At 65.8% G+C, this 20144-nt stretch carries 17 protein-coding genes; 4 read left to right on the top strand and 13 right to left on the bottom strand.

Translation table 11 applies throughout. The annotated features are described in order from the left end of the window. Nucleotides 1-37: 37 nt before the first annotated feature. On the bottom strand, nt 38-649 hold the full coding sequence (locus tag ACWEO2_RS29785) for a TetR/AcrR family transcriptional regulator (protein WP_452408421.1): 612 nt from the start codon (nt 647-649) through the stop codon (nt 38-40). 106 nt (nt 650-755) lie between these two features. Between ACWEO2_RS29785 and ACWEO2_RS29780 the strand changes: the two genes are divergently transcribed. Continuing rightward, complete coding sequence (locus ACWEO2_RS29780; RefSeq protein ID WP_452408354.1) at nt 756-2180, top strand: MFS transporter; 1425 nt, start codon at nt 756-758, stop codon at nt 2178-2180. A gap of 11 nt (nt 2181-2191) precedes the next feature. After that, the gene (locus tag ACWEO2_RS29775; RefSeq protein ID WP_452408353.1) at nt 2192-2881 is read left to right on the top strand and encodes an SGNH/GDSL hydrolase family protein; all 690 of its coding nucleotides are present in this window, start codon (nt 2192-2194) and stop codon (nt 2879-2881) included. A 72-nt stretch (nt 2882-2953) separates the two neighbouring features. Here ACWEO2_RS29775 and ACWEO2_RS29770 read toward each other — a convergent pair whose 3' ends face one another. Together ACWEO2_RS29770 and ACWEO2_RS29765 are read right to left on the bottom strand one after the other, a co-directional pair. After that, nucleotides 2954-3397, bottom strand: coding sequence for a hypothetical protein (locus tag ACWEO2_RS29770; RefSeq protein ID WP_452408352.1), 444 nt, complete (start codon nt 3395-3397; stop codon nt 2954-2956). Nucleotides 3398-3568: 171 nt separating this feature from the next. Next, nucleotides 3569-4510: a helix-turn-helix transcriptional regulator gene (locus ACWEO2_RS29765; protein ID WP_452408351.1), complete on the bottom strand. Its 942-nt coding sequence runs from the start codon at nt 4508-4510 to the stop codon at nt 3569-3571. Nucleotides 4511-4608: 98 nt separating this feature from the next. Here ACWEO2_RS29765 and ACWEO2_RS29760 point away from each other — a divergent pair, with 98 nt between their 5' ends. Further along, nucleotides 4609-5016, top strand: coding sequence for a VOC family protein (locus ACWEO2_RS29760; protein ID WP_452408350.1), 408 nt, complete (start codon nt 4609-4611; stop codon nt 5014-5016). A gap of 519 nt (nt 5017-5535) precedes the next feature. On the opposite strand, the gene ACWEO2_RS29755 is transcribed toward ACWEO2_RS29760, so the two are convergent. Together ACWEO2_RS29755 and ACWEO2_RS29750 are read right to left on the bottom strand one after the other, a co-directional pair. Further along, a complete protein-coding gene (locus tag ACWEO2_RS29755; RefSeq protein WP_452408349.1) occupies nt 5536-6330 on the bottom strand; it encodes an HAD family hydrolase in 795 nt (264 codons plus the stop codon). 228 nt (nt 6331-6558) lie between these two features. Further along, nucleotides 6559-9291 carry an Hsp70 family protein gene (locus tag ACWEO2_RS29750; RefSeq protein ID WP_452408348.1) on the bottom strand — a complete coding sequence of 911 codons (2733 nt, stop codon included), beginning with the start codon at nt 9289-9291 and terminating at the stop codon, nt 6559-6561. 599 nt (nt 9292-9890) lie between these two features. Between ACWEO2_RS29750 and ACWEO2_RS29745 the strand changes: the two genes are divergently transcribed. Beyond that, nucleotides 9891-10652 (top strand): glucose 1-dehydrogenase, encoded by a 762-nt coding sequence (locus ACWEO2_RS29745; protein ID WP_452408347.1) that lies wholly within the window; start codon nt 9891-9893, stop codon nt 10650-10652. A gap of 162 nt (nt 10653-10814) precedes the next feature. On the opposite strand, the gene ACWEO2_RS29740 is transcribed toward ACWEO2_RS29745, so the two are convergent. From ACWEO2_RS29740 to ACWEO2_RS29705, 8 genes are all read right to left on the bottom strand, one after another. Then, nucleotides 10815-12434: an FAD-dependent oxidoreductase gene (locus tag ACWEO2_RS29740; protein WP_452408346.1), complete on the bottom strand. Its 1620-nt coding sequence runs from the start codon at nt 12432-12434 to the stop codon at nt 10815-10817. A gap of 1 nt (nt 12435) precedes the next feature. Continuing rightward, nucleotides 12436-13440: an AurF N-oxygenase family protein gene (locus tag ACWEO2_RS29735; RefSeq protein ID WP_452408420.1), complete on the bottom strand. Its 1005-nt coding sequence runs from the start codon at nt 13438-13440 to the stop codon at nt 12436-12438. Between the two features lie 127 nt (nt 13441-13567). Next, a complete protein-coding gene (locus ACWEO2_RS29730; protein WP_452408345.1) occupies nt 13568-14713 on the bottom strand; it encodes an Hsp70 family protein in 1146 nt (381 codons plus the stop codon). 491 nt (nt 14714-15204) lie between these two features. Then, nucleotides 15205-15924 (bottom strand): hypothetical protein, encoded by a 720-nt coding sequence (locus ACWEO2_RS29725; RefSeq protein ID WP_452408344.1) that lies wholly within the window; start codon nt 15922-15924, stop codon nt 15205-15207. A gap of 304 nt (nt 15925-16228) precedes the next feature. After that, complete coding sequence (locus ACWEO2_RS29720) at nt 16229-17224, bottom strand: sulfate/molybdate ABC transporter ATP-binding protein (protein ID WP_452408343.1); 996 nt, start codon at nt 17222-17224, stop codon at nt 16229-16231. After that, on the bottom strand, nt 17221-18027 hold the full coding sequence (gene cysW, locus ACWEO2_RS29715; protein ID WP_355184104.1) for a sulfate ABC transporter permease subunit CysW: 807 nt from the start codon (nt 18025-18027) through the stop codon (nt 17221-17223). Before cysW ends, ACWEO2_RS29720 begins: the two co-directional genes overlap by 4 nt. Further along, nucleotides 18024-18824, bottom strand: a complete 801-nt coding sequence (cysT, locus tag ACWEO2_RS29710; RefSeq protein ID WP_452408419.1) for a sulfate ABC transporter permease subunit CysT — start codon at nt 18822-18824, stop codon at nt 18024-18026. The genes cysW and cysT overlap by 4 nt, the downstream gene beginning before the upstream one ends. A gap of 215 nt (nt 18825-19039) precedes the next feature. After that, nucleotides 19040-20098 (bottom strand): sulfate ABC transporter substrate-binding protein, encoded by a 1059-nt coding sequence (locus tag ACWEO2_RS29705; RefSeq protein ID WP_452408342.1) that lies wholly within the window; start codon nt 20096-20098, stop codon nt 19040-19042. Nucleotides 20099-20144: the final 46 nt, after the last annotated feature.

Below are 20144 nucleotides of genomic sequence, written 5' to 3'. Positions count from 1 at the left end.
GGCGCTGTAATCGGTTGCACTGCAGCGCTATTGCGCTTCAGGCGAACAGGCCGTCGACAATGGCACGTGCGGTGGTGACGCCGCGGTCATCGCCCATTTGCTGAGCGGTATTGGCGGCACTGAGCAGGGCGTCCAGTTCGAAGGCAACTGCTTCGGGGGTGCGGCCGTTGAGATGCCCCTCGTCTTGGGCATGGCGAATCTGTTCGGCCAGGAAGGTAAGCCAGTCGGCATGGTCCTCGGCAATGACGTCGCGGACGTGGCCCGGTTTGCTGTCGAACTCGGCAATGGTGGCAACGCGGAAGCAGCCGCCGGGGAAGGTCGGGTCGGTGATGTGGTCGAACCAGCGGTCCATGAGAGCGCGCAGGCGGGTCAGGCCACCCGGTTCGGTCATAGCGGGAGCGATGACGCGCTCGATGAAGGCCTCGCGGGCGGACTTCACCGCCGCCACCTGCAGCGCCTCCTTGGTGCCGAACAGGGTGGCGATGCCGCTCTTGCTGATGCCGAGATCGATGGCCAACCTGCCGATACTCAGGCCGGTCAGCCCCTCGACGGAGGCGAGATCGGCGGCGCGCCTGGCGATCGATGCCCGCGATCGCGCCCCCTTCGCCAAGCGTTGGTCCTGCTCAGGGGCGCTCATCGACTCGGCCATGACCACATTCTTCCATTCAGCGCTTGCAAATACGAACGTACGGTCGTACGTTAATTGCACGAACGATCGTACGTTTTGTTTGCTGCTCCTGCCGAAGGATCTCCTCATGACCGAAGTGTCCACGCGGACCGATAGTCCGCCGACCGCGAAAGCCGCCGTGCGAACGCTCGTAATCGCCTGCGGCGCGGCATTTATCGCCTTTCTCGACCTCTCCGTCGTCAATATCGCCTTTCCATCCATCGCGCGTGACTTCCCCGATACCGCGACGACCACGCTCACCTGGGTCGTCAGCGGATATGCGATAGCCTTCGCGGCCCTGCTCACCCCGGCGGGCCGGTTCGCCGACACCCTCGGACGACGCAGGCTGTTCCTGATCGCACTGGCGGGTTTCGCGCTGACCTCCCTGCTGTGCGGGCTAGCGCCCACCGCGGGTTGGCTCATCGCCGGCCGTCTGCTGCAAGGTGCGACGGCGGCGCTGATGGTGCCGTCCGCGCTGGGACTGGTGCTCAGCGTCACGCCGCGCGAGAAGATCGGCGCGGCCATCGGAGCCTGGTCTGCCGCAGGCGGTTTCGCCGCCGTGGTGGGTCCGGCGATCGGTGGTGCGCTGGTCGAGGCGTTCGGCTGGCGGGCGGTATTCGTGATCAATATTCCGGTGGCGATTCTGCTGATCGCGCCGGGGCTGCGCATTCCGGTGCCCGATACCCGACAGCCGGGCAGTGCGCTGCCCGACCCGCTCGGGACGGCCGCGATCGCCCTCGGCCTCGGCGGTCTGGTCGCCGGTGTCACCGAGGGCCAGCGGTGGGGCTGGACCGCGCCCGGTACGCTCGCCGCACTCGGCATCGGTGCGGTGCTGATCCTGGCGGCGCTGCTGCGTTCGGCGCGCCACCACAATCCGGCCATCGCGGTCGAGCTATGGCAGAGCAGGCCCTATGCGCTGGCCAATGCCGCCTCGTTCGTCTTCGGCGCGACCATGTTCGCCTGGTTGCTCGCCGGTCCGCTGTTCCTCGACGCGATCTGGCAGTATTCGGTGCTCGGTTCGGCAGCCGCGCTGACCGTGGGTGCGGTGTCCTCGATGGTGACCGCAACCATCGCCGGGCGCATCACGGCACCGACCACCCGGCGCTGGTTCGGTGTGCTCGGCGCGCTGATGTACACCGGCACCACCGTCTGGATGAGCACCGATTCCTTCGGCGCGACACCGGCCCTGTGGTCGGCCTGGGTGCCCGCCGGACTGCTCGGCGGCGGTGGTGTCGGCATTGTCGTCACGGTCCTCGGTACGGCGGCCGCAAGTTCGCTTCCGCCGCAACGCTTCGCGGCGGGTATCGGAATGAATTTGACCGCCAGGCAGGTGGGCGGCGCACTCGGTGTCGCGGTACTTGCCGCGGTATTCGCCGCCGATGCCGACGATGTGCTGGCCGCGTTCCATACGCTTTTCGCCGTCTGTGCGGGCATCGGCGCCGTGGCCGCGGTGGTAATGGCGATTCCGGCGCGCATCCCGGTTCCGCCCCTCGCCGTTCCCGCGCAGAACTAGGAGTTACCTTGATGCACAATGATATTCGCACCGAAGCCAGTGATCCGATGCTGCTGTCCGCCGCGGCGGCGCGCAACCTGCTGGCCGATGCCCCATGGCAGCGCTATGCGGTGCTGGGGGATTCGATCGCCCAGGGCGTCGGCGACCCGAGTCCCGGCTATGACACCGTCGGGTGGGCCGATCGCGTCGCCGCGGTACTGACGGCGACGAATCCCGCACTGGCATATCTGAATACCGGCCGCATCGGCGCGACATCCGCGCAGGTGCTCGCCGACCAACTGCCACTGGTCCTCGAATTCGTCCCGGACCTGGTGCATCTGAGCTGCGGCGGAAACGATCTGTTCGTACCGGGCGCCAGCCTCGACGAGTTGCGAGCCGATCTCGACGCGCTGTTCGCCGCACTGGCCCGCAGCGGGGCCCAGATCAGCACATTCACCCTCGCCGATGTGTGGGAAGCGGAGCGGATGGCGCCGATGCGGCCGATGCGCGAGCGGATGTCGGCGCTCAATGACATCGTGCGCGAACTGGCCGTGCGCTATGACGCGATCCTGGTGGAGTTCTGGGACCATCCGCTGCGACTGCGCCCGGAGGTCATGAGCGAAGACCTCATTCACTTCACCATGAGCGGACATGCGGTGGTGGCCACCGAGATGGTCCGCGCGTTGGCCGAACGTCTGCCTACGCACGCACCGGCACACTGACAGGCACCGGGCCGCGTCCGAGCAGATGTGCTCGGGGCGCGGCCCGGTGGTGTTCTTCTCAATAGACCCCGGTCAGGGCAGCACCTGCGGCACCGCATCCGGGTCGATGACGCCGACCAGGAGGCCGAAGACCGTGCCCCACAGGGCACCGGCGATCGCACTGCTGATACCGCACGGAATCGCCATCACGATCAATCCGGGCAGGCACGCGGCAGCACCGAGAACTCCCGAACCGGCGGCGCCGGCGAGCGCGCCGGCGGCGGCTCCGTTGGCCAGCGGATCGTGGTTCTCCGCATCCGGATTGGTTGCAACATTCTGCAGCGGGATCCCTGCCGCGACCGGCTCGAGGATCGGAGTCGACTCCGCGACCAACTGCACTACCGCGGCCGGTGTCTGTTGCGCAGGGACGGTTCCCGGGTCGGCCGAAGCCACCCCGGCGAATGTGACCGCCACTGCCAGCGGCAGCATTCCGGCGATCATCTTGCGGCCTGCGTTCTTGAAGGTCCGACGGACCATATGCTTACCCACTCCTCCCCGATCCCGAATCACTCGAACGCCGTATGAATCAACCGGCCGATTCATCGGGAACCAGCCGATCTCAGTTCATAGCGGACTGCTTATGCGATAGCAAGGAGGCTCGCACGGTGATCATTCGCCGTGCACGACTCGGTCTGCAAGACTCGCCCGTCATTCGCCATACCGGTCGACCAGTTCAGCACCGAGGACGGCCAGTTCCGCCTGCACCGATCGCGGTGCGAGCACCTCGATTTCGGCGCCCCAGCCCGCCAATTGCTGCGCGATCATGCGCGGCGTCGGAGCGGTGACGCGGACCTGCATACGACCGTCGGCGACCGGGCCGTCCACCTCGCAGTGTCGGCCCTGCTGCTTGCGCAGGATCGGCAGGAGTCCCGGCGCGACGAGTGCGGTGGCCGAAGTCGCGGCGCGGCGTTGCTCGACCTCGCCGACCACCTCTTCCCATACCGTCGACAGATCGAAATCTGTTGGGCGATGGGCGATTTCGTCGATGATCGCGGCATCCACGATGCGATCGACGCGGAAGGTGCGACGACCGTGATCGGTGCCGGCCACGAGGTACCAGACGGCATCCTTATCGACCAGGCCCCACGGGTCGACGCTGCGCTGGCTGCGCTCCCCCGCCCGCTCGTACTCCATGTGCACCTTGCGCCGTTCGACGACCGCGCGCTGTAGCAGATCCACGAGTTTCGGCCGCTGCTGATCGTGCTCACCCCAGCGCGCGGGATCGATGACCACCGCATCGGCCGCGGCCTCGGCATCGGTGCGGAAGGTCTGCGGCAAGGCGCGCACCAGCTTTCGCAATGCCGACTTCACCTCGGGCACCGCGCTTGCGGACGGTCCGGCCAGCAGGAACAGCGCGCGGGCCTCCGGTTCGGTCAGGCCACTGAGATCGGTCCGCGCGCCGCCGACCAGCGACCAGCCGCCGCCGCGCCCCGGCTGCGGATAGACCGGAACACCGGCGGCCGACAGCGCCTCCAGATCGCGGCGCGCGGTCGCGACCGATACCTCGAGTTCGGCGGCGATCTCGGCGGCCGTCACCCGTCCCCGCGTCTGCATCAACAACAGGGTCGCCACCAATCGGTCCGCTCGCATGCGCACAATTCTGCCGAAAAAAGTGCTCATTTGATGAGCACTTTGAGCCGAAAGATGGATCGCACAAGGCAAACAAGACCCGATCAGAGGAGACCAACATGTTGCGAGGAATGGCCACCGTTTCGTTCTATGCCGACGACCTCGAGGCCGCGAAGAGCTGGTACACCGAAGTCCTCGGCTTCGCCCCCTACTACGCCGTCCCCGGCGGATACTACGAATTCCGCATCGGCGACTACCAACACGAACTCGGAATCATCAACCGCAAATTCGCACCCGCAGCCGCCCAGAACCAACCAGGCGGCGCCATCCTCCACTGGCACGTAGACGACCTCCAGCAGAGTTTCAACCGCCTCCTGGCACTCGGAGCCAAGCAATACGCCCCCATCACCCCCCACGGCGACGGAACCTTCATCACAGCATCCGTAATAGACCCCTTCGGCAACATCCTCGGCATCATGCAAAACCCCCACTACCTCGACATCTTGACCAAAACCCACCCCGCCTAACCCCCCTCCGCACCGTCCGCATTGCCACGAAATGCGCGCTGACGCAGGCCCCCTTCGCCCGCGTCAGCGCCACTCCCACCCCGCCCCCAGCCACCGAGAATTCTCTACTCCAGTGCCTCTCGACACTCACCTGCACCAGCACATGATGAACACCCGTCCAAGTCTGCGGGGAATGATCAGCCCGCCCCCCACATATCCCCCCACCTCCGGTCGTCGAGAATGTTGTGGTGCAGGGCGCACTCGGCGTTTGCCTGCACCAGCACATGGTGAACACTCGTCCAAGTCTGTGGGCGATCGAGACGCACCGCGCGCATCCACAGCCTCCAGTCATCGAGAATGCCCTGGTACAAGGCGCACTCGGCGTTCGCCTGCACCAGCACATGGTGAGCACTGGGGGTGGATGGTCGGGACGCACCCGCGGGTCCCCCTACCTCCGGTCGTCGAGAATGTTGTGGTGCGGGGCGCACTCGGCGTTGCCTGTGGCAGAGCGTGGTGAGCGGGTGTTCAGGTTGGGTGGGGTTAGGGGGTGAACCAGCGTTCTAGGATTTTTGCTACGCCGTCGTCGGTTACGTCGGCGGCCACTTCGTGTGCCCAGTTGCGGACTTCGTGTGGGGCGTTTGCCATTGCTACGGAATGGCCTGCCCAGTGGAGCATTTCGCGGTCGTTGTAGCCGTCGCCGATGGCGAGGGTGGCGGCGCGGGGGATGCAGAGTGCGGTGCGTAGGCGCTCCAGCGCCCAGCCCTTGGAGACACCGCGCCGCGAAACGGTGAGCCACGGGCCGAATTCGCCGTGCACCCAGCTCGCGCCGGGTACGTGCAATTGGGCGAGCAGCCGCAGCATCTCCTCGAGGGAACCCTCGGGCCACCAGCCGTTGAGTCGCGGGGTCGGCTCACTGCTCAGTGCACCGTCATCGACGAGAACGTATTCACCGATGGAGAATTCGCCCGGACTGACCCCGGTGGCCCAGGTGCCGACACCGACCTTCTCCACCGCGAAGATCATCTCTGGAAACAGCGCGCGCAAGGCGGCGACGGCCGGTCCCGGATCGAATGTCTGCACGGCCACCGGCTCCCCTTTCGCCACATCGATGTGCACCGCACCGTTGGAGCACAACGCATGTCCTTCGACCAGACCCAGCTCCTCCAGCACTGGACGCGTAGTCATCAACGTCCGCCCCGTAGTCACGACAACATGCGCACCCGCCGCCACCGCAGCCCGCACAGCATCGACCACCCGCGCACTGATCGCCGCCCCCGGCACCAGCAACGTCCCATCAATATCCAGCGCAATGAGCTGAGGACCCCCATCGACCACCAACCCATTGTGCATCGCTATGACACTCCGTGTCATACAAACTAAACCGGTCCAATCAGCCGAGAATGCGTTGGTGCAGGAGCGCTCTCGGCGTTTGCCTGCACCGGAGCATGGTGAGTGCCGGTCCATGTTGGAGGGTTTGGGGTTTGGGTGGGGGGATGGGGTTGGGGTTGGGGGGATGTCACTTGGGGTGGGGGTTTCGGTTTGGGGCGGAGGTGAGCGCGGTGGTTACTTGTGGGCTCTGCCGCTTCCACCGATGTGGCCGCTGCCTCCGGCGTTTCCGCCGCTGTGGGCTCCACCCCCGCCGCCGAACCCGCCCGACGTGGAACCGCCGGACAAGCTGCCGCCGGAGTTGCTGCCGCCGGATGTCGAACCGGCGGAGGAGGTTCCGCCGAATGGGGTGCTATTGGAAGAGGTACCCCCGGTTGAGCCGCCTGACATACCGCCGACATTGGTTGGACCACCTGAGGTACCGCCGCTCGTCGAGCCGCCATAGGTATGACCGCCGTTCGAACCAGCCAGGGCACCACCACCATTCAAGCCACCCGAACCACCCAACGTATGACCGCTGCTCGAACCCCCTGAGGTACCACCGCCATTCAAACCACCCAAGCCACCACTGCTGTCCGAACCGCCCAAGGCACCACCGCCATTCAAACCACCCAAGGCACCACCGCTATTCGAACCACCGGGGGCACCCGAGGTATGACCGCTATTCGCAGCCCCCGAGGTACCACCACCATTCGAACCACCCAAGCCACCACCGCTATCCGAACCACCCAAGGCACCACCACCATTCGAACCACCGGGGGCACCCGAGGTATGACCGCTATTCGCAGCCCCCGAGGTACCACCACCATTCGAACCACCCAAGCCACCACCGCTATCCGAACCACCCAAGGCACCACCACCATTCGAACCACCGGGGGCACCCGAGGTATGACCGCTATTCGCAGCCCCCGAGCCACCACCGCTGTCCGAACCACCCAAGGCACCACCGCTATCCGAACCACCCGAGCCACCCGAGGTATGACCGCTATTCGCAGCCCCCGAGGTACCACCACCGTTCGAACTACCGGGGGCACCCGAGGTATGACCGCTGTTCGAACCCCCCTGGGTACCATCGCCGTTCGAACCACCCGAGCCACCCGGGGTATGACCGCTGTTCGAACCACTCGAGGTGCCGCCGCTTGGAGAGCCACCCGATGTGCTTCCACTGGTCGAACCGCCTGATGTACCACTGCCGGTCGGACCGGAGGTACCACTCGTCGATCCGTTCGTAGATCCGCCTGATGTCGAACCCTTCGTACCGCTCGAACCGTTCGAAGACGTACCGCCCCAAGTACTCCCGTGCGTATTTCCCGACGCGGTGCCGGACCAACTGTCCGCGGAGGACGTTCCACCCGGAGTCGCGGTTCCGGAGGGGGTTTGGCCTGACGGGGTGCCTGTTGCAGGACCGCCGGAAGTCGGGATGTCGCCGACGTGCGTGCCTGCGGTTCCGGATCCGGGGATCGTGGTACCGGATCCACCAGTGGGCGGCGATGCCGGGGCGGTGGGGGCCGAATTGTTCGGGGCGGGAATGGATCCCGGAATGCTCACGCGCGGGATGGGCATGGGAGCCGCGGGGATGGCGGGCAGCTCGGGGGCAGGTTGCGGGGTTTGGACGAAGGGTAAGGGGTTCAGGAACTGGGCCGGGTTGGCGTAGGTGCCACCCTCGGATTGCATCGGCCCACTTCGCGGATTCTGGTGGCTGCCCCAGTGCGCCTCGGCCACCGACGGACCGATCGTTGTCACGTGGTCTACCGGCGCGATCCCGTAGGCGGGGCGACCCGAGTAGCCGAAGCCCGCGGCATTGCTCGCCCAGTCGACGGCCCTGGATACCGCGGAACCGGCATCGGCCAGCGCCTCGATATGGGGCTCGAACAGCAGGTTGTCCATCGGGTGCCGACCATGCGGGAAAGCGTCGACCAGGGACGGCCCCTCCGGGATGGTCGGGCCGCCGAATACCGTGACGGCCGATACCGCCACCGCGGATGCCACTGCGGCACTGGAGAATACGGCGACCTTCGGGGCACGATGCCGACCGCCCGTCGACACCGGGGCGAAGTTGCGGGCGGCATAGCCGGCGGCACCGACGGCGACGGTCTGGCCCGGATCGGTCGACATCACCACGGGACGCCCGAGTTCGGCGATGGTGCGCGCGACCTCGACGGGACGGGTCGCGCCGCCGACCAGCAGGATGCAGTCGACATCGGACAGGCTGCGTCCCGTCGATTCCACACACTCGCGGACCACGTCGAAGGAATCCCGGATGTGCTGGGTGCGTAGCCCCCCGATATCGACGATCGAGGTCATCTGCAGCATCGACCCGTTATCGCCGGGCGTGGCGACCCGCGCATACCGCGCGATCATCGAACCGAGCGGACGGCCGCCGAAATCGTAGGAGCGCACGGACCTTCCGACGATCGGATGATCGTCCCAGTCCGGTCCGACCCGGACCATTGAGACGTCGAGGCTGGCCCCGCCGAGATCGTAGACCAGCACGAAACCCGACTCCAGCGGCCCGCGCTCGTGTTCGAGCCACTCCGCGGCCGCGACGGGTTCGGGCACCAGCATCACATCCGCGGCCCCGGCCAAGTTGAGCGCCTGTCGCAGCAGCGACAGCTGCTTATCGGAATAGCATGCGGGATAGGTCGCTACCGCGCCCACGGTCGGCGGGAACGATTCGAGCAGGCCGTTCACCACTGCGGCGACCAGGTTCGCGGGCGACCAGAGTCGGCCACCCACGATCATCGGCTCCGGGTCCCGCGCCAGATCGGCGAAATCCGTTACCGCCATGGTGAATTGGGGGATCCCACCGATCCGGATGCCACCCGCGCTGTCGAACGTCACCGCCGTGCGGCGCGGCCGCACCGATGACCATGATCGCTCACCGGTCACCATGGCGGATATCGAGTTCACTGAACCGATGCTGAAACCCAGACTTGTCGTCATTCGCTATCCCGTCAACGCACCGAGACCACGTCCATCACATAGGAGATCCATGTGGCCGCGGTCGCTTCCCAAACAGCTCCCACAGGTTAGCTGCTATCGGATCGAATGGGATGCCTAATTGATATGAAACGTTCGACTTCCGTTGATGAAGATTCAAACTCCCAGCTAAATGGCTCGAACAAACGCGATTAAGTCCCCTGGACGATCGGCGTTTCGCAACCAATACCCGATTTCACTGCGGTAGGCCAGATTCCGCTACCTCCCAGTAACCCAACCGACGACCTCGATCGGCCCGTGCGCGATAGACGATCATCGAAACCGCGCAGAAGCGACAACACACACCGACTGGTCGGTAACGGAATAGTTGCCAGCACTAGGCATTTCATTGCATGGCCGCCCCGCGTCGCTAGTCATGACGCGTCAAACGCCATGACCGTTTTGCGCCAGCAGCATGATCCGCCAACGACTTGACTGGGTCGAGCGATGACGAAGCGCGCGGCCGAGCCGAGACCCCGCCCACCTCATCGAACATGAAATCGCAAGGACGAGAAGGGAAAACGAAAACGATGTCTACACGTTTCGTGGACAAGGTCGTGCTGATCACCGGAGCGAGTTCGGGTGTCGGCAAGGCAGTGGCGCTGCGGGCGGCGGCCGAGGGCGCGGCGGTGGTGCTCGGCGCTCGCGGTAAGGACGCGGGTGAACAGCTCGCGGCCGATATCCGCGCGACGGGAGGCCGGGCGGTCTTCGTGCCGACCGATGTCACCGTCGAGGACGATGTGGCTCGCCTGACGCAGGCGGCGCTCACCGAATACGGACGGTTGGACGCCGCCTTCAACAACGCGGGTGCCGTCAATGCCTTCGGCCCGATAGCACAGATCGACGAGGCGGGTTGGCGCGCCGATCTCGAACTCAACCTGACCAGCGTGTTCTACGGTCTGCGGCACCAGGTTCCGGCCATTGTCGCCGCCGGTGGCGGCGCAATTCTCAACAACGCCTCGAATCTGGGCGTGGTCGGCATGGGTTCGGTGGCGCCGTATGTGGCGGCCAAACACGGTGTTGTCGGGCTGACCCGTGCGGTTGCACTGGAGGCCGCCGACCAGGGCGTGCGGGTGAACGCGCTGGTCTCCGGCGCGGTCGACACTCCGGCATTCCGCAATTCGATGGGTGCGACACCCGAGGGTGCGGCCGCCATCGCCGCACTGCATCCACTCGGCCGGATCAGCAAGCCGGAGGAGATCGCATCCTTCTGCGCCTATCTGCTCAGCGATGAGGCCAGTTTCATCACCGGCGCGGCGCTCGCGATCGATGGCGGGTTCACCGCCAGATAATTCGCCAACCGGCACCTCGGCGCGGCGCACGCCCTCATCGCATGCCCGAACGCCGAGGTGCCGATCATCCCTCGGACCCTACCTCGCACATGTCATGTCGGCGGGGGGCAAGAACTGTTACGCATCACCAATGCGTCATCGGCGCGAATGCGCCGCGACCGCTCACACGCGGGCGAGCAGGCGGCGCATCCTACCGGTCCGCACCACGGCACCACTGGCCACCACCGCGGGCCGACGGCCGCGCACCAAGTGGTCGAAGTCCATCGCGCCGCCGACGGGTTCACGCAACCGCCCCGCATTGAAATCGTCGGCCAGCTGCCGAACAGTCTCCTGCGCACAGGACTTATTGGTACCGATGAACCCGGTGGGGCCGCGCTTGATCCAGCCCGTGACATACGTACCCGGCAGCACCGCGCCGCCGGACTGCTCGAGCACCCGACCATTGCGGTTCGGGATAACGGCGGCCTGTTCGTCAAATGGCAAGCCGGGCAATGCCATACCGCGATAACCGACCGAGGTGAGCACCAACCCGGCATCCAGCCGCTCGGTCTCCCCCGTCGCGACGGCACGCACGCGACCGTCCGGATCGGTGACGAGGACATTGCGGCTCACTTCGATACCGGTCACCGCATCGGTGCCGAGAATCTCGGTGGGCGCGGCCAGATACCGGAAGACGATCCGCTTGCGCGCACCGAAGGGCCGCTCGGAGGCGCCGACCCTTTCGAGCGACCTGTGAGCAGTCGCTACGGAGCGCAACAGCCGCAGCTTCTGCTCGACCTGGAACGGCAGTCCCTCCGTCAACTCCGGGAGCTCACCTTCGATGGCGATATCGACATCGGCGCCGAGCAGACCGACGAGCTCCGGGACGGTGCAGGCGGATTCGGCCGGACCACGGCGACCGAGGATGACCACTTCCTCGATCTTGCTCTCCCGCAAGGCTTTCAGCGCATGGGGTGCGATATCGGTACCCGCCAACACTTCCGGATCACTGGCCAGAATGCGCGCCACATCGAGGGCCACATTGCCATTGCCGACGATGACGGCCCGGCGATGCGACAGATCGAAGGTCCGCCCCGCGTGATCGGGATGTCCGTTGTACCAGGCGACGAAGTCGGTGGCGGATACATTGCCCGCCACCCCCTCTCCGGTGATGTCGAGCTTGCGATCCGCGGACGCGCCGACCGCGTAGATGACCGCATGGAAGTGCGCGAGCAGCTCGGCATGCGAAATATGCTTGCCCACTACGACATTCAGATACGACCCGAAACCGGGCTGCGCCGAGATGATGTCGAAGAGCTTATTGACCTGCCTGGTCTTGACATGGTCCGGTGCGACGCCGTACCTGGCCAGCCCATGGGGTACCGGAAGTCGGTCGAAGACCGTCACAGTGACATCGGGCTGGGTCAGCAATTCATCGGCCGCATACATGGCCGAGGGCCCCGATCCGATGATCGCCACCCGCAGCGGCTGGCGCTCGGTGCGGATCTCGGCCGCGGGTACCGGCTTCGCGAGTAGCGGCCGCGGTCGCGTCTGGCGATAGAAGTCGGCATTGATCTCGATGAACGGCTTCTGCTCGTCGGTCAGCTTCTTCGACGAGGTAATGGCATCCACCGGGCACGCCGTGGCGCAGGCACCGCAGTCCACACACGCCTGCGGGTCCACGTACAGCATCTCCGCCGTCAGGAAGTCCGGTTCATCGGGCGTGGGATGAATGCAGTTGACCGGGCAGGCGTATACGCAGGACGCGTCGCTACAACAGGACTGCGTGACGACGTAGGGCACGTCAGCCAGCCTTCGCCGTGCGCAACGGCTCGGAGCGGTAGCGGGTGGTGTGGCCGTCGATCTTCAGCAGCTTCCACACCGCCTTGCCGATGGGGCTCATCAGGCCGATGTCATTGGCCAGCGTGCGCACATCGCCGAAGAAATCGCTGAACTCCTGCTTCGCCTGCTCCGACCCATAGAACAGTTCCTTGCGCACCGCATCCGGGATATCGAACTCCCGGAAGAACGACCGGGGCGGTGTGTAGATGGAGCGGCCGAGAATCCACATGACGATCGGCATGGCGACCGAGAGCACCAGCTTATTGAACGCATTCGCATCGGGCACGTGCTGCTTCAGGAATTCGTGCGCGAAGGAGATGTGGCGCGCCTCCTCGGCGACATGGATGGCCATTACGCCACGCATGATCGGATGCACTTCCTCACCCGAGCGCAGAATCGCCTTCTGAATGTGATCGATCGGCTCCTCGCCCGCGAGTACGGCCATGAAGAACAGATTCGGGAACAGCGCGGCCACCGGCGCGCCGATGTACTTGAACTTGCGCACCAGCGGGCCCATGCCGGGGACATCGATCCCGATCCGGTTGACCATCTCCTGGAACATCAGGGTGTGGTTGTGCTCCTCGATCATCTCGTGGGAGCAGTAGCGGAACTCGGGCGAGCCGTTGGGCAGGCCGAAACTGTGCGTCACCATGCCGCTGATCAGGATGGATTCGAACTGCAGACCGACCTTGGCGACATTGGCCTGGCGGTACTTGCCGATGGCGATCTTGCGGTCGAGCGGCAGCGCCTGGTACCAGGGGTGGCGACCGAGCGCATCACCGGATACCGGGAGGACCCAGCGCTCTTCTCCGGCATCGGCGGCAAAGTCGGGGTTGTCCCAGTCGATGTCCTCGAAGGGGTCGAAGTGCTTGTTCACCGAGCCCTCGGAGAGCAGCAGCAGCTTGGCGGCATACTCCTGCGCCTTCGCCAGATCGGGATCGACTGCGGGCGTCACGGCTGTAGACATCGTCGTCACTGCCTCTCCTCGTGGGACATGTTTAATGTATCCCATAGTTACACTTACGAGGAGTCACGTCAACCTGGCACATAATCGGCATCCCCGGCGACGGTGCGGCTCGCCGCCGGGAATGCCGCTACCGCAGCCCGAGCTGCGACAACCCCGCGACCACCGCGTCGGCGGGCAGCACCAGCGCGAGCGCCACCCCAGCGGCCGACATTCCCGCCGCGATCACCACCCGGGTCAAGCGGCGCCTGGTGCGCCGGGAAAGTAAGAGGGCCCGCGCCGTCGCTCTGCGGTGCGCGCCGTGATGTCTGCGTCGGTGGTGATGTCCGGCCGCCTCCTCCGCCGCAGCAGCGGCGCGACGCGCCATGATGGCGGCGCCGTCGGCGATGGTGCGCTCCGGATCCGGCGCCGTGATCACCGGACGCGCGAGTTCACCGGCGAGCACCTGGGACACCTCGACCGGGCGGGCAGCGCCGCCGACCACCAGGACACAGTCCACATCGGCCATGGTCACATCGGCCATCCGCAGGCAGCGGTACACCAACTCCAGTGAGGATCGAATGTGGTTGGCCCGCAACTCATCCGCGGTCGCACTGGAGATAGCGGCCGCGGCGGTGCTACTCCCGGCCCGCGCGGCGACCAGCGCGCCGAAGGCGCGGCCGCCGAATTCCGATGAACGAATCGGCACCCCGACGATCGGATTGCGCGGACAGCCCGGCCCGACCCGCACCAAAGTGATATCGAGGTTGGCGCCACCCAGGTCATAGACCAGCGCTAGGCCCGGCATCAGCGGACCGCGTTCGACCTCCAGCCAGGTCGCCGCCGCGACGGGTTCGGCGACCAGCGCGACCTGCCCCAGGCCGATCGCGTCCAAAGCCGCGCGCAGCTCCCCCACCTGCCCCTCGGAGTAGCCCGCCGGATGTGTCAGCGTGACCCCGGCATCGGCCGCCCGGCGATCACGGCGCGCCTCGGTGATCAGACAGTCCGCGACGACCGCGATCAGATCGGCGGCGGTCAGCGCCCGATGCCCGACCCTTGCCCGCGTGGCCTTGCACTGACCCAGGTCGGCGAATTCGGCGATCGCGCGCCCGTGCCGCGGAATCATGCCGACTCGGGCCATGCCGGTGCTGTCGAAGGCGAGGGTGGTGCGACGGGTGATGGCGGGTGAGCACTCGGCGGCGGAGCGGCGCCCCGGGGGAGCCTTGGCCGAACCCTCCTCCGCGAGCGCGGAAACCGTGTTCACCGTGCCGATGCTCAAACCAAGACCAACCGCCATCGCAATCCTCTGATCGCCGAGCCGATTTGCTTCGAACCCTATTCACGCAACCACTCCGCGACCCGCCTGCCAACCACCGGACATACGATTGTCCGCATGCCGCCGGTACTGACACAGGTTGCACAGCAAAGCACCGAACCCGGCTCAGCTGCACGGTGGCCACGCGCGCGGCGATCATGGTCGGATCCCATTACGGCGCGCCGAAATTCAACGATGACCCGATAGCGTTCGCCGGCCGATGCCGACTCCGCCATCTCAGCTATCGCCACACGTTTCTACATGCACAAACACCTCCTTGCAGCTCCCCTGATCAATGGTTGCCGGACAGCTGCCACAAGCGGGTTGGCGAGGCTTATCGATACTGACCAGTCCGTGCACGCCAAGGCGCCGCGATCGAATCTCGCACTCGCCCGAGTTCCGACTCCCCGCACCGGAATTCGTGTCCGATTCCGGTGTGGGAAAACAAAACCTTTGCGGCCGTTGGCGACTGATCAGCAACATTGCAGCACCGCCTGAGCATTCGCCGCGTATGTCGCGCGCGGCACCGGTCCCTGCTCCGGCCCGAGCAACCGCAGCACCATCTGCGCGGCCTGTTCCTGCCACCGCGCGTACGCCACCGCAACGCCGGAACGCTGCGCGGCCTGCGCCGCCTGCCACAGCGGCATCGCCAGGTAGTCCGGCGCGTTGACCAGTAATGCGTCCAGGAATCGCGCGGTCGCGTAGCGCGCATCGATGAGCTGTTCCGGCGTACCCCAACCCGCGGAGGGACGCTGCTGGAACAGCCCGAGCGAGTCGTGATCGACCGGCTCGGTCAGGTTGCGCAGCATCGATTCCTGTAGTGCGGTGGCCAGTGCGACCACCGCCGCATAGGCGGGCAGGCCGCGGCGCTGGACCACCCCGACAATCGTTCGCGCGTTATCCCACTGCTCCGGATTCGGCGTGAAATGCAGTTGATCACCCACGATTCCGTAAGGCAGCAACTGCGCGAGGGTACGGCTGGTAGCGGAGTTCGGGATCGGCTTCCCCACCGATTCCGGGCTCTGCACGGCCACTTCGGGCGAATCCACCGGAATCTCGATGATCACCGGCCCATCCGGTGCGCGCACTGCGGGCGTTCCGGGTGGTGGTGCAGCCGTGGCCGAACCGGATTGGATTATCACCGCGACACTGGCAATGGCCAGCGCGGGAAATAACTGTCTTCGAATTGACATGGCGATCGATCAACTCCTCGCCACCTGCACACGACCTGCGTCGTGAGCCCTGACCTACCGACAGCAGGTCGAGCAGGCTGCGATCGGGCGGCCGGATATCGGTTATCCGGGCCGCGTTCGACGACCATTGCGAATAGCTCACTTCGGATAGCGTTCCGATAACCCACCGGAACCCACTAGCGCGTGTTTCGCATTCAGCACGATATGAGAAGTTGAAAGCAGAGTTCGGTTTCGACACGCCATAAATGGGTATGGATTTTGCCCACACAGAAATCCGGCCGATAAAGCGGAGTCGAATTCGCCCTTATCCGGCAGGCAGTTCCGGAATGCGAGTGGCCCGCGCGTAGACGGTTTCCCCGTCGCTGAGCCGCAATGCCTCGGCATCGCCGCGGGTCACCTGGGCGGCGAACAGATCGCCGGTGGCGGCATTGCGCAGTTCCACGCGCACCTCGAAACCCAGATGCACAACGCGTTCCACGGTGGCGCGGGTGACACCCGCCGATTCCGCGGTGCCCTCGTGCGCGGCCAGCGCCATGCTGGGGTCACGGCCGACCCGAATATCGTGCGGACGCACCAGATGCCCGTTGAGCCGGGCCACCGCGCCGAGGAAGGACATGACGAATTCGTTGGCGGGACGGTCGTAGACATCCTCCGGGCTGCCGACCTGTTCGATGCGCCCCTTGTTCATCACCGCGATCCGGTCGGCGACGTCGAGCGCCTCCTCCTGGTCGTGAGTGACCAGCACGGTGGTCACGTGGACCTCCTCGTGCAGGCGGCGCAGCCAGATGCGCAGATCGGCGCGCACCTTGGCATCGAGGGCGCCGAACGGCTCGTCGAGCAGCAGCACCTGCGGGTCGACGGCGAGCGCGCGTGCCAGTGCCATGCGCTGGCGCTGGCCGCCGGAGAGCTGGGCCGGATAGCGGTGCTGGAAGCCGTCGAGGCCGACGATGCCGAGCAGTTCGTCCACGCGCTTGGCGATCTCCGCCTTGGGGCGCTTGCGGATCTTGAGTCCGAAGGCGACATTATCGCGCACGGTCATGTGCTTGAACGCGGCGTAGTGCTGAAATACGAAGCCGATATCGCGCTTCTGCGGCGGCACATGCGTGACATCGCTGCCCGCGATGGCGACGACGCCGGAGTCCAGCGACTCCAGGCCCGCGATCGAGCGCAGCAGGGTCGATTTGCCCGAACCCGACGGGCCGAGCAGTGCGGTCAGCTCCCCGGACGGGATATCGATACTGACATCGTTCAGGGCGGCGAAGGAACCGTAGTTCTTCTTCGCATTGGTCACGGTGATCACTTGGTGCCCCGCTTACGTTCGAGGAGGGTCATCAACAGAAGGACTACGAGGGCCAGGCCCATCAGCAGGGTGGCGGCGGAGTAGGCGCCGAAGGTGTTGTGGTCGTTGATGTATCGACCGTGTACGAGCAGCGTCAGCGTCTGCGATTTACCCGGCAGCGCCGAGGACACCATGATCACCGCGCCGAATTCGCCGAGTGCGCGCGCGACGGTCAACACCACACCGTAGGTCAGGCCCCAGCGGATGGCGGGCAGGGTGATCCGCCAGAACGTCTGCCAGCGCGAGGCTCCGAGGGTCGCAGCGGCCTGCTCCTGATCATCGCCGATCTCGTGCAGCACCGGCTCGACCTCGCGCACCACGAACGGCAACGTGACGAAGATGGTGGCGATCACCATGCCGGGCAGGTTGAAGATCACCTTGAAGCCGAAGTCTTCCAGTCCGCCGAACCAGCCGTCCGCACCCCACAGCAGGATCAACGCGACGCCGACCACCACCGGCGAGACGGCGAAGGGCAGATCCACGATGCCCTGCACCAGGGTGCGGCCCGGGAACTTGCCGCGTACCAGGGCAATCGCGGTAACGATGCCGAAGACGACGTTCACCGGGACCACGATCGCCACGATGAGGATCGACAGCTGGAATGCCGAGATCGCCGCCGGTGTGGAGATCGAGTCGATGAACGCACCGATCCCCTTTTCGAAGGTGCGCCACAGAATGATGATCAGCGGCAGCACCAGCAGTACGAACAGGTAGCCCAGCGCAACGGTGCGCAGCGAGATACGGGTCGGCCAGGACAGATTCATTGCGCCTCCTGCTCCTTGCGTGCGGTGCGCTCGGCCCACAGCCGCAGCACCAGCAGGGTCGCGAACGAGACGGCCAGCAGCGCGACCGAAACAGCGGCCGCATTCACCGGCCGGTCGATCTCGATCTGTTTCTGGATGTACTGCGAGGCCATCTCGGTCTTGCGCGGGATGGCGCCGCCGATCAGCACCACCGAACCGTATTCGCCGATGGCGCGGGCGAAGGCGAGACCGCCGCCGCTGATGATGGCGGGTGCAAGGGTCGGTAGGACGATGCGGCGGAAGGTGGTCCAGTTGTCCGCGCCGAGGGACAGCGCGGCCTGCTCGACCTCGCGGTCGGCCTCGATGAGCACCGGCTGCACCGAGCGGACCACGAACGGCAATGTGACGAACGCCAATGCCACGACCAGGCCGGGCTGGGTGGCGTTGAGGTGGATATCGATCGGACTCTGCGGCCCGTACAGTGACAGCAGCACAATGCTGGCGACGATGGTCGGCAGTGCGAACGGCAGGTCGATGAGCGCGTTGACGATGCTCTTACCTGGGAATTCGTCGCGCACCAGAACCCAGGCGATGAGCGTGCCCATCAGCACATTGATGACCGCAACCACCACCGAGACGACAACGGTGATGCGCAGCGAATCGATGGCGGCGGGCGCGGTGATGGCATCCCAGAACCCGGACCAGCCGTCGTCGAATGAGGTGACGGTGAGCGCGGCCAGTGGTAGCAGCACGATAATGCTGAGCCACAGCACCGCGGTGGCGATGCCGAGCGGACCCACCGAACCGGTCACCCGCAGCCACGACCAGCTTCGGCTCGTGGGTTTGGGCGCGGATTCCCCCGCGTCTTCGAAGCCACCGGGATCGGGCGCGTGCCCGATCCCGGTGCTGCTGCTTTCTGTCACAGTCGTCCAGTATCCCGTGTAGATGTGCGGCGCACGCGAGGCCCTTTGTGGTTACGAGCGGCCTCTTCCGGGCCGGTCGCGCACGCCGCGGGGTATTTCAGCGCACCGAGTTACTTGGTGGCTTTGTCGTAGATGACCGCGACGGTTCCGGTGTTCGGGGTGAACAGCTCCTTGTCGACGGTCTTCCAGCCACCGAGGTCGGCGATCGTCCACAGCTTCTGCGGAGTCGGGAAGTCCTTGGCGTAGTCGGCGGCCACCTTCGGGTCGACCGGGCGGAATCCGGCCGAGGCCCAGGCCTTTTGCCCGGCCGGGGTGAACAGGAAGTCGCGGAAGGCGTTCGCCAGCTCCAGATGCTTGCTGCTCTTCAGCACCGCGACCGGGTTCTCGATCTTGAAGGTGGTCGGCGGCACGATGTGCTCGATGGGATCGCCATTGCGCTCGGAGAAGATCGCCTCGTTCTCATAGCTCAGCAGCACGTCACCGGTGCCCTGTAGGAAGGTCTCGGTCGCTTCGCGCCCCGACTTCGGCTGCACCTGCACATGCTCCTTGGAGATGAGCTGGCTCAGGTAATCCAGACCCGCCTGCGGGTTCTTGCCGCCATCGCTCTTGGCCGCGTACGGGGCGAGCAGATTCCACTTGGCCGAGCCCGAGCTGAACGGGTTCGGGGTGACCACCTGGATGCCCGGCTTCAGCAGATCGTCCCAGTCCTTGATGCCCTTCGGGTTGCCCTTGCGCACGACGATCGCGACCACCGACCCGAACGGAATTCCCTTGGTGGCGTCCGCATTCCAGCTCGAGTCGACCAGACCGGCGTCGACGAGGCGGGTGATATCGGGCTCGACCGAGAAGTTGACGATATCGGCCTCGGCGCCGTCCTTGACCTTGCGGGACTGATCGCCCGATGCGCCGTAGGAGCCGTTGATCTGGACGCCCTTGCCCTTATCGGTCTTATTGAATTCGGGGACGACCTTGTCGAAGCCGGGCTTGGGGACGGCGTAGGCGTAGAGGTTGAGCGTGCCGCCGCTGCCGTCGGCCCCACCACCGCCCACGGTGTCACTGGCTCCGCCACCGCACGCGGTGAGCACGACGGCGGCGACCGCGGTCAGCGCGGCGACCATCGGGCGACGGTGCGATCGGGACGATCCGAACAACAAGGACCTGGGTGACATGGGTGGAACCTTTCCTGAGCGCTCCGCCGCGCGGCGTGGACGAGGG

It is taken from the genome of Nocardia sp. NPDC004278 (assembly GCF_053602975.1).
The sequence above is the reverse complement of the archived record's forward strand: the minus strand, read 5'-3'. Positions and strand labels throughout refer to the sequence as shown.

Coding starts and splice junctions, on each gene's coding strand:
- ACWEO2_RS29745 (WP_452408347.1), top strand. CDS start 9,891: ATGTCTACACGTTTCGTGGACAAGGTCGTGCTGATCACCGGAGCGAGT.
- ACWEO2_RS29780 (WP_452408354.1), top strand. CDS start 756: ATGACCGAAGTGTCCACGCGGACCGATAGTCCGCCGACCGCGAAAGCC.
- ACWEO2_RS29785 (WP_452408421.1), bottom strand. CDS start 649: ATGGCCGAGTCGATGAGCGCCCCTGAGCAGGACCAACGCTTGGCGAAG.
- ACWEO2_RS29765 (WP_452408351.1), bottom strand. CDS start 4,510: ATGCGAGCGGACCGATTGGTGGCGACCCTGTTGTTGATGCAGACGCGG.
- ACWEO2_RS29705 (WP_452408342.1), bottom strand. CDS start 20,098: ATGTCACCCAGGTCCTTGTTGTTCGGATCGTCCCGATCGCACCGTCGC.
- ACWEO2_RS29730 (WP_452408345.1), bottom strand. CDS start 14,713: ATGGCGGTTGGTCTTGGTTTGAGCATCGGCACGGTGAACACGGTTTCC.
- ACWEO2_RS29725 (WP_452408344.1), bottom strand. CDS start 15,924: ATGTCAATTCGAAGACAGTTATTTCCCGCGCTGGCCATTGCCAGTGTC.
- ACWEO2_RS29775 (WP_452408353.1), top strand. CDS start 2,192: ATGCACAATGATATTCGCACCGAAGCCAGTGATCCGATGCTGCTGTCC.
- ACWEO2_RS29760 (WP_452408350.1), top strand. CDS start 4,609: ATGTTGCGAGGAATGGCCACCGTTTCGTTCTATGCCGACGACCTCGAG.
- cysW (WP_355184104.1), bottom strand. CDS start 18,027: ATGAATCTGTCCTGGCCGACCCGTATCTCGCTGCGCACCGTTGCGCTG.
- ACWEO2_RS29770 (WP_452408352.1), bottom strand. CDS start 3,397: ATGGTCCGTCGGACCTTCAAGAACGCAGGCCGCAAGATGATCGCCGGA.
- ACWEO2_RS29735 (WP_452408420.1), bottom strand. CDS start 13,440: ATGTCTACAGCCGTGACGCCCGCAGTCGATCCCGATCTGGCGAAGGCG.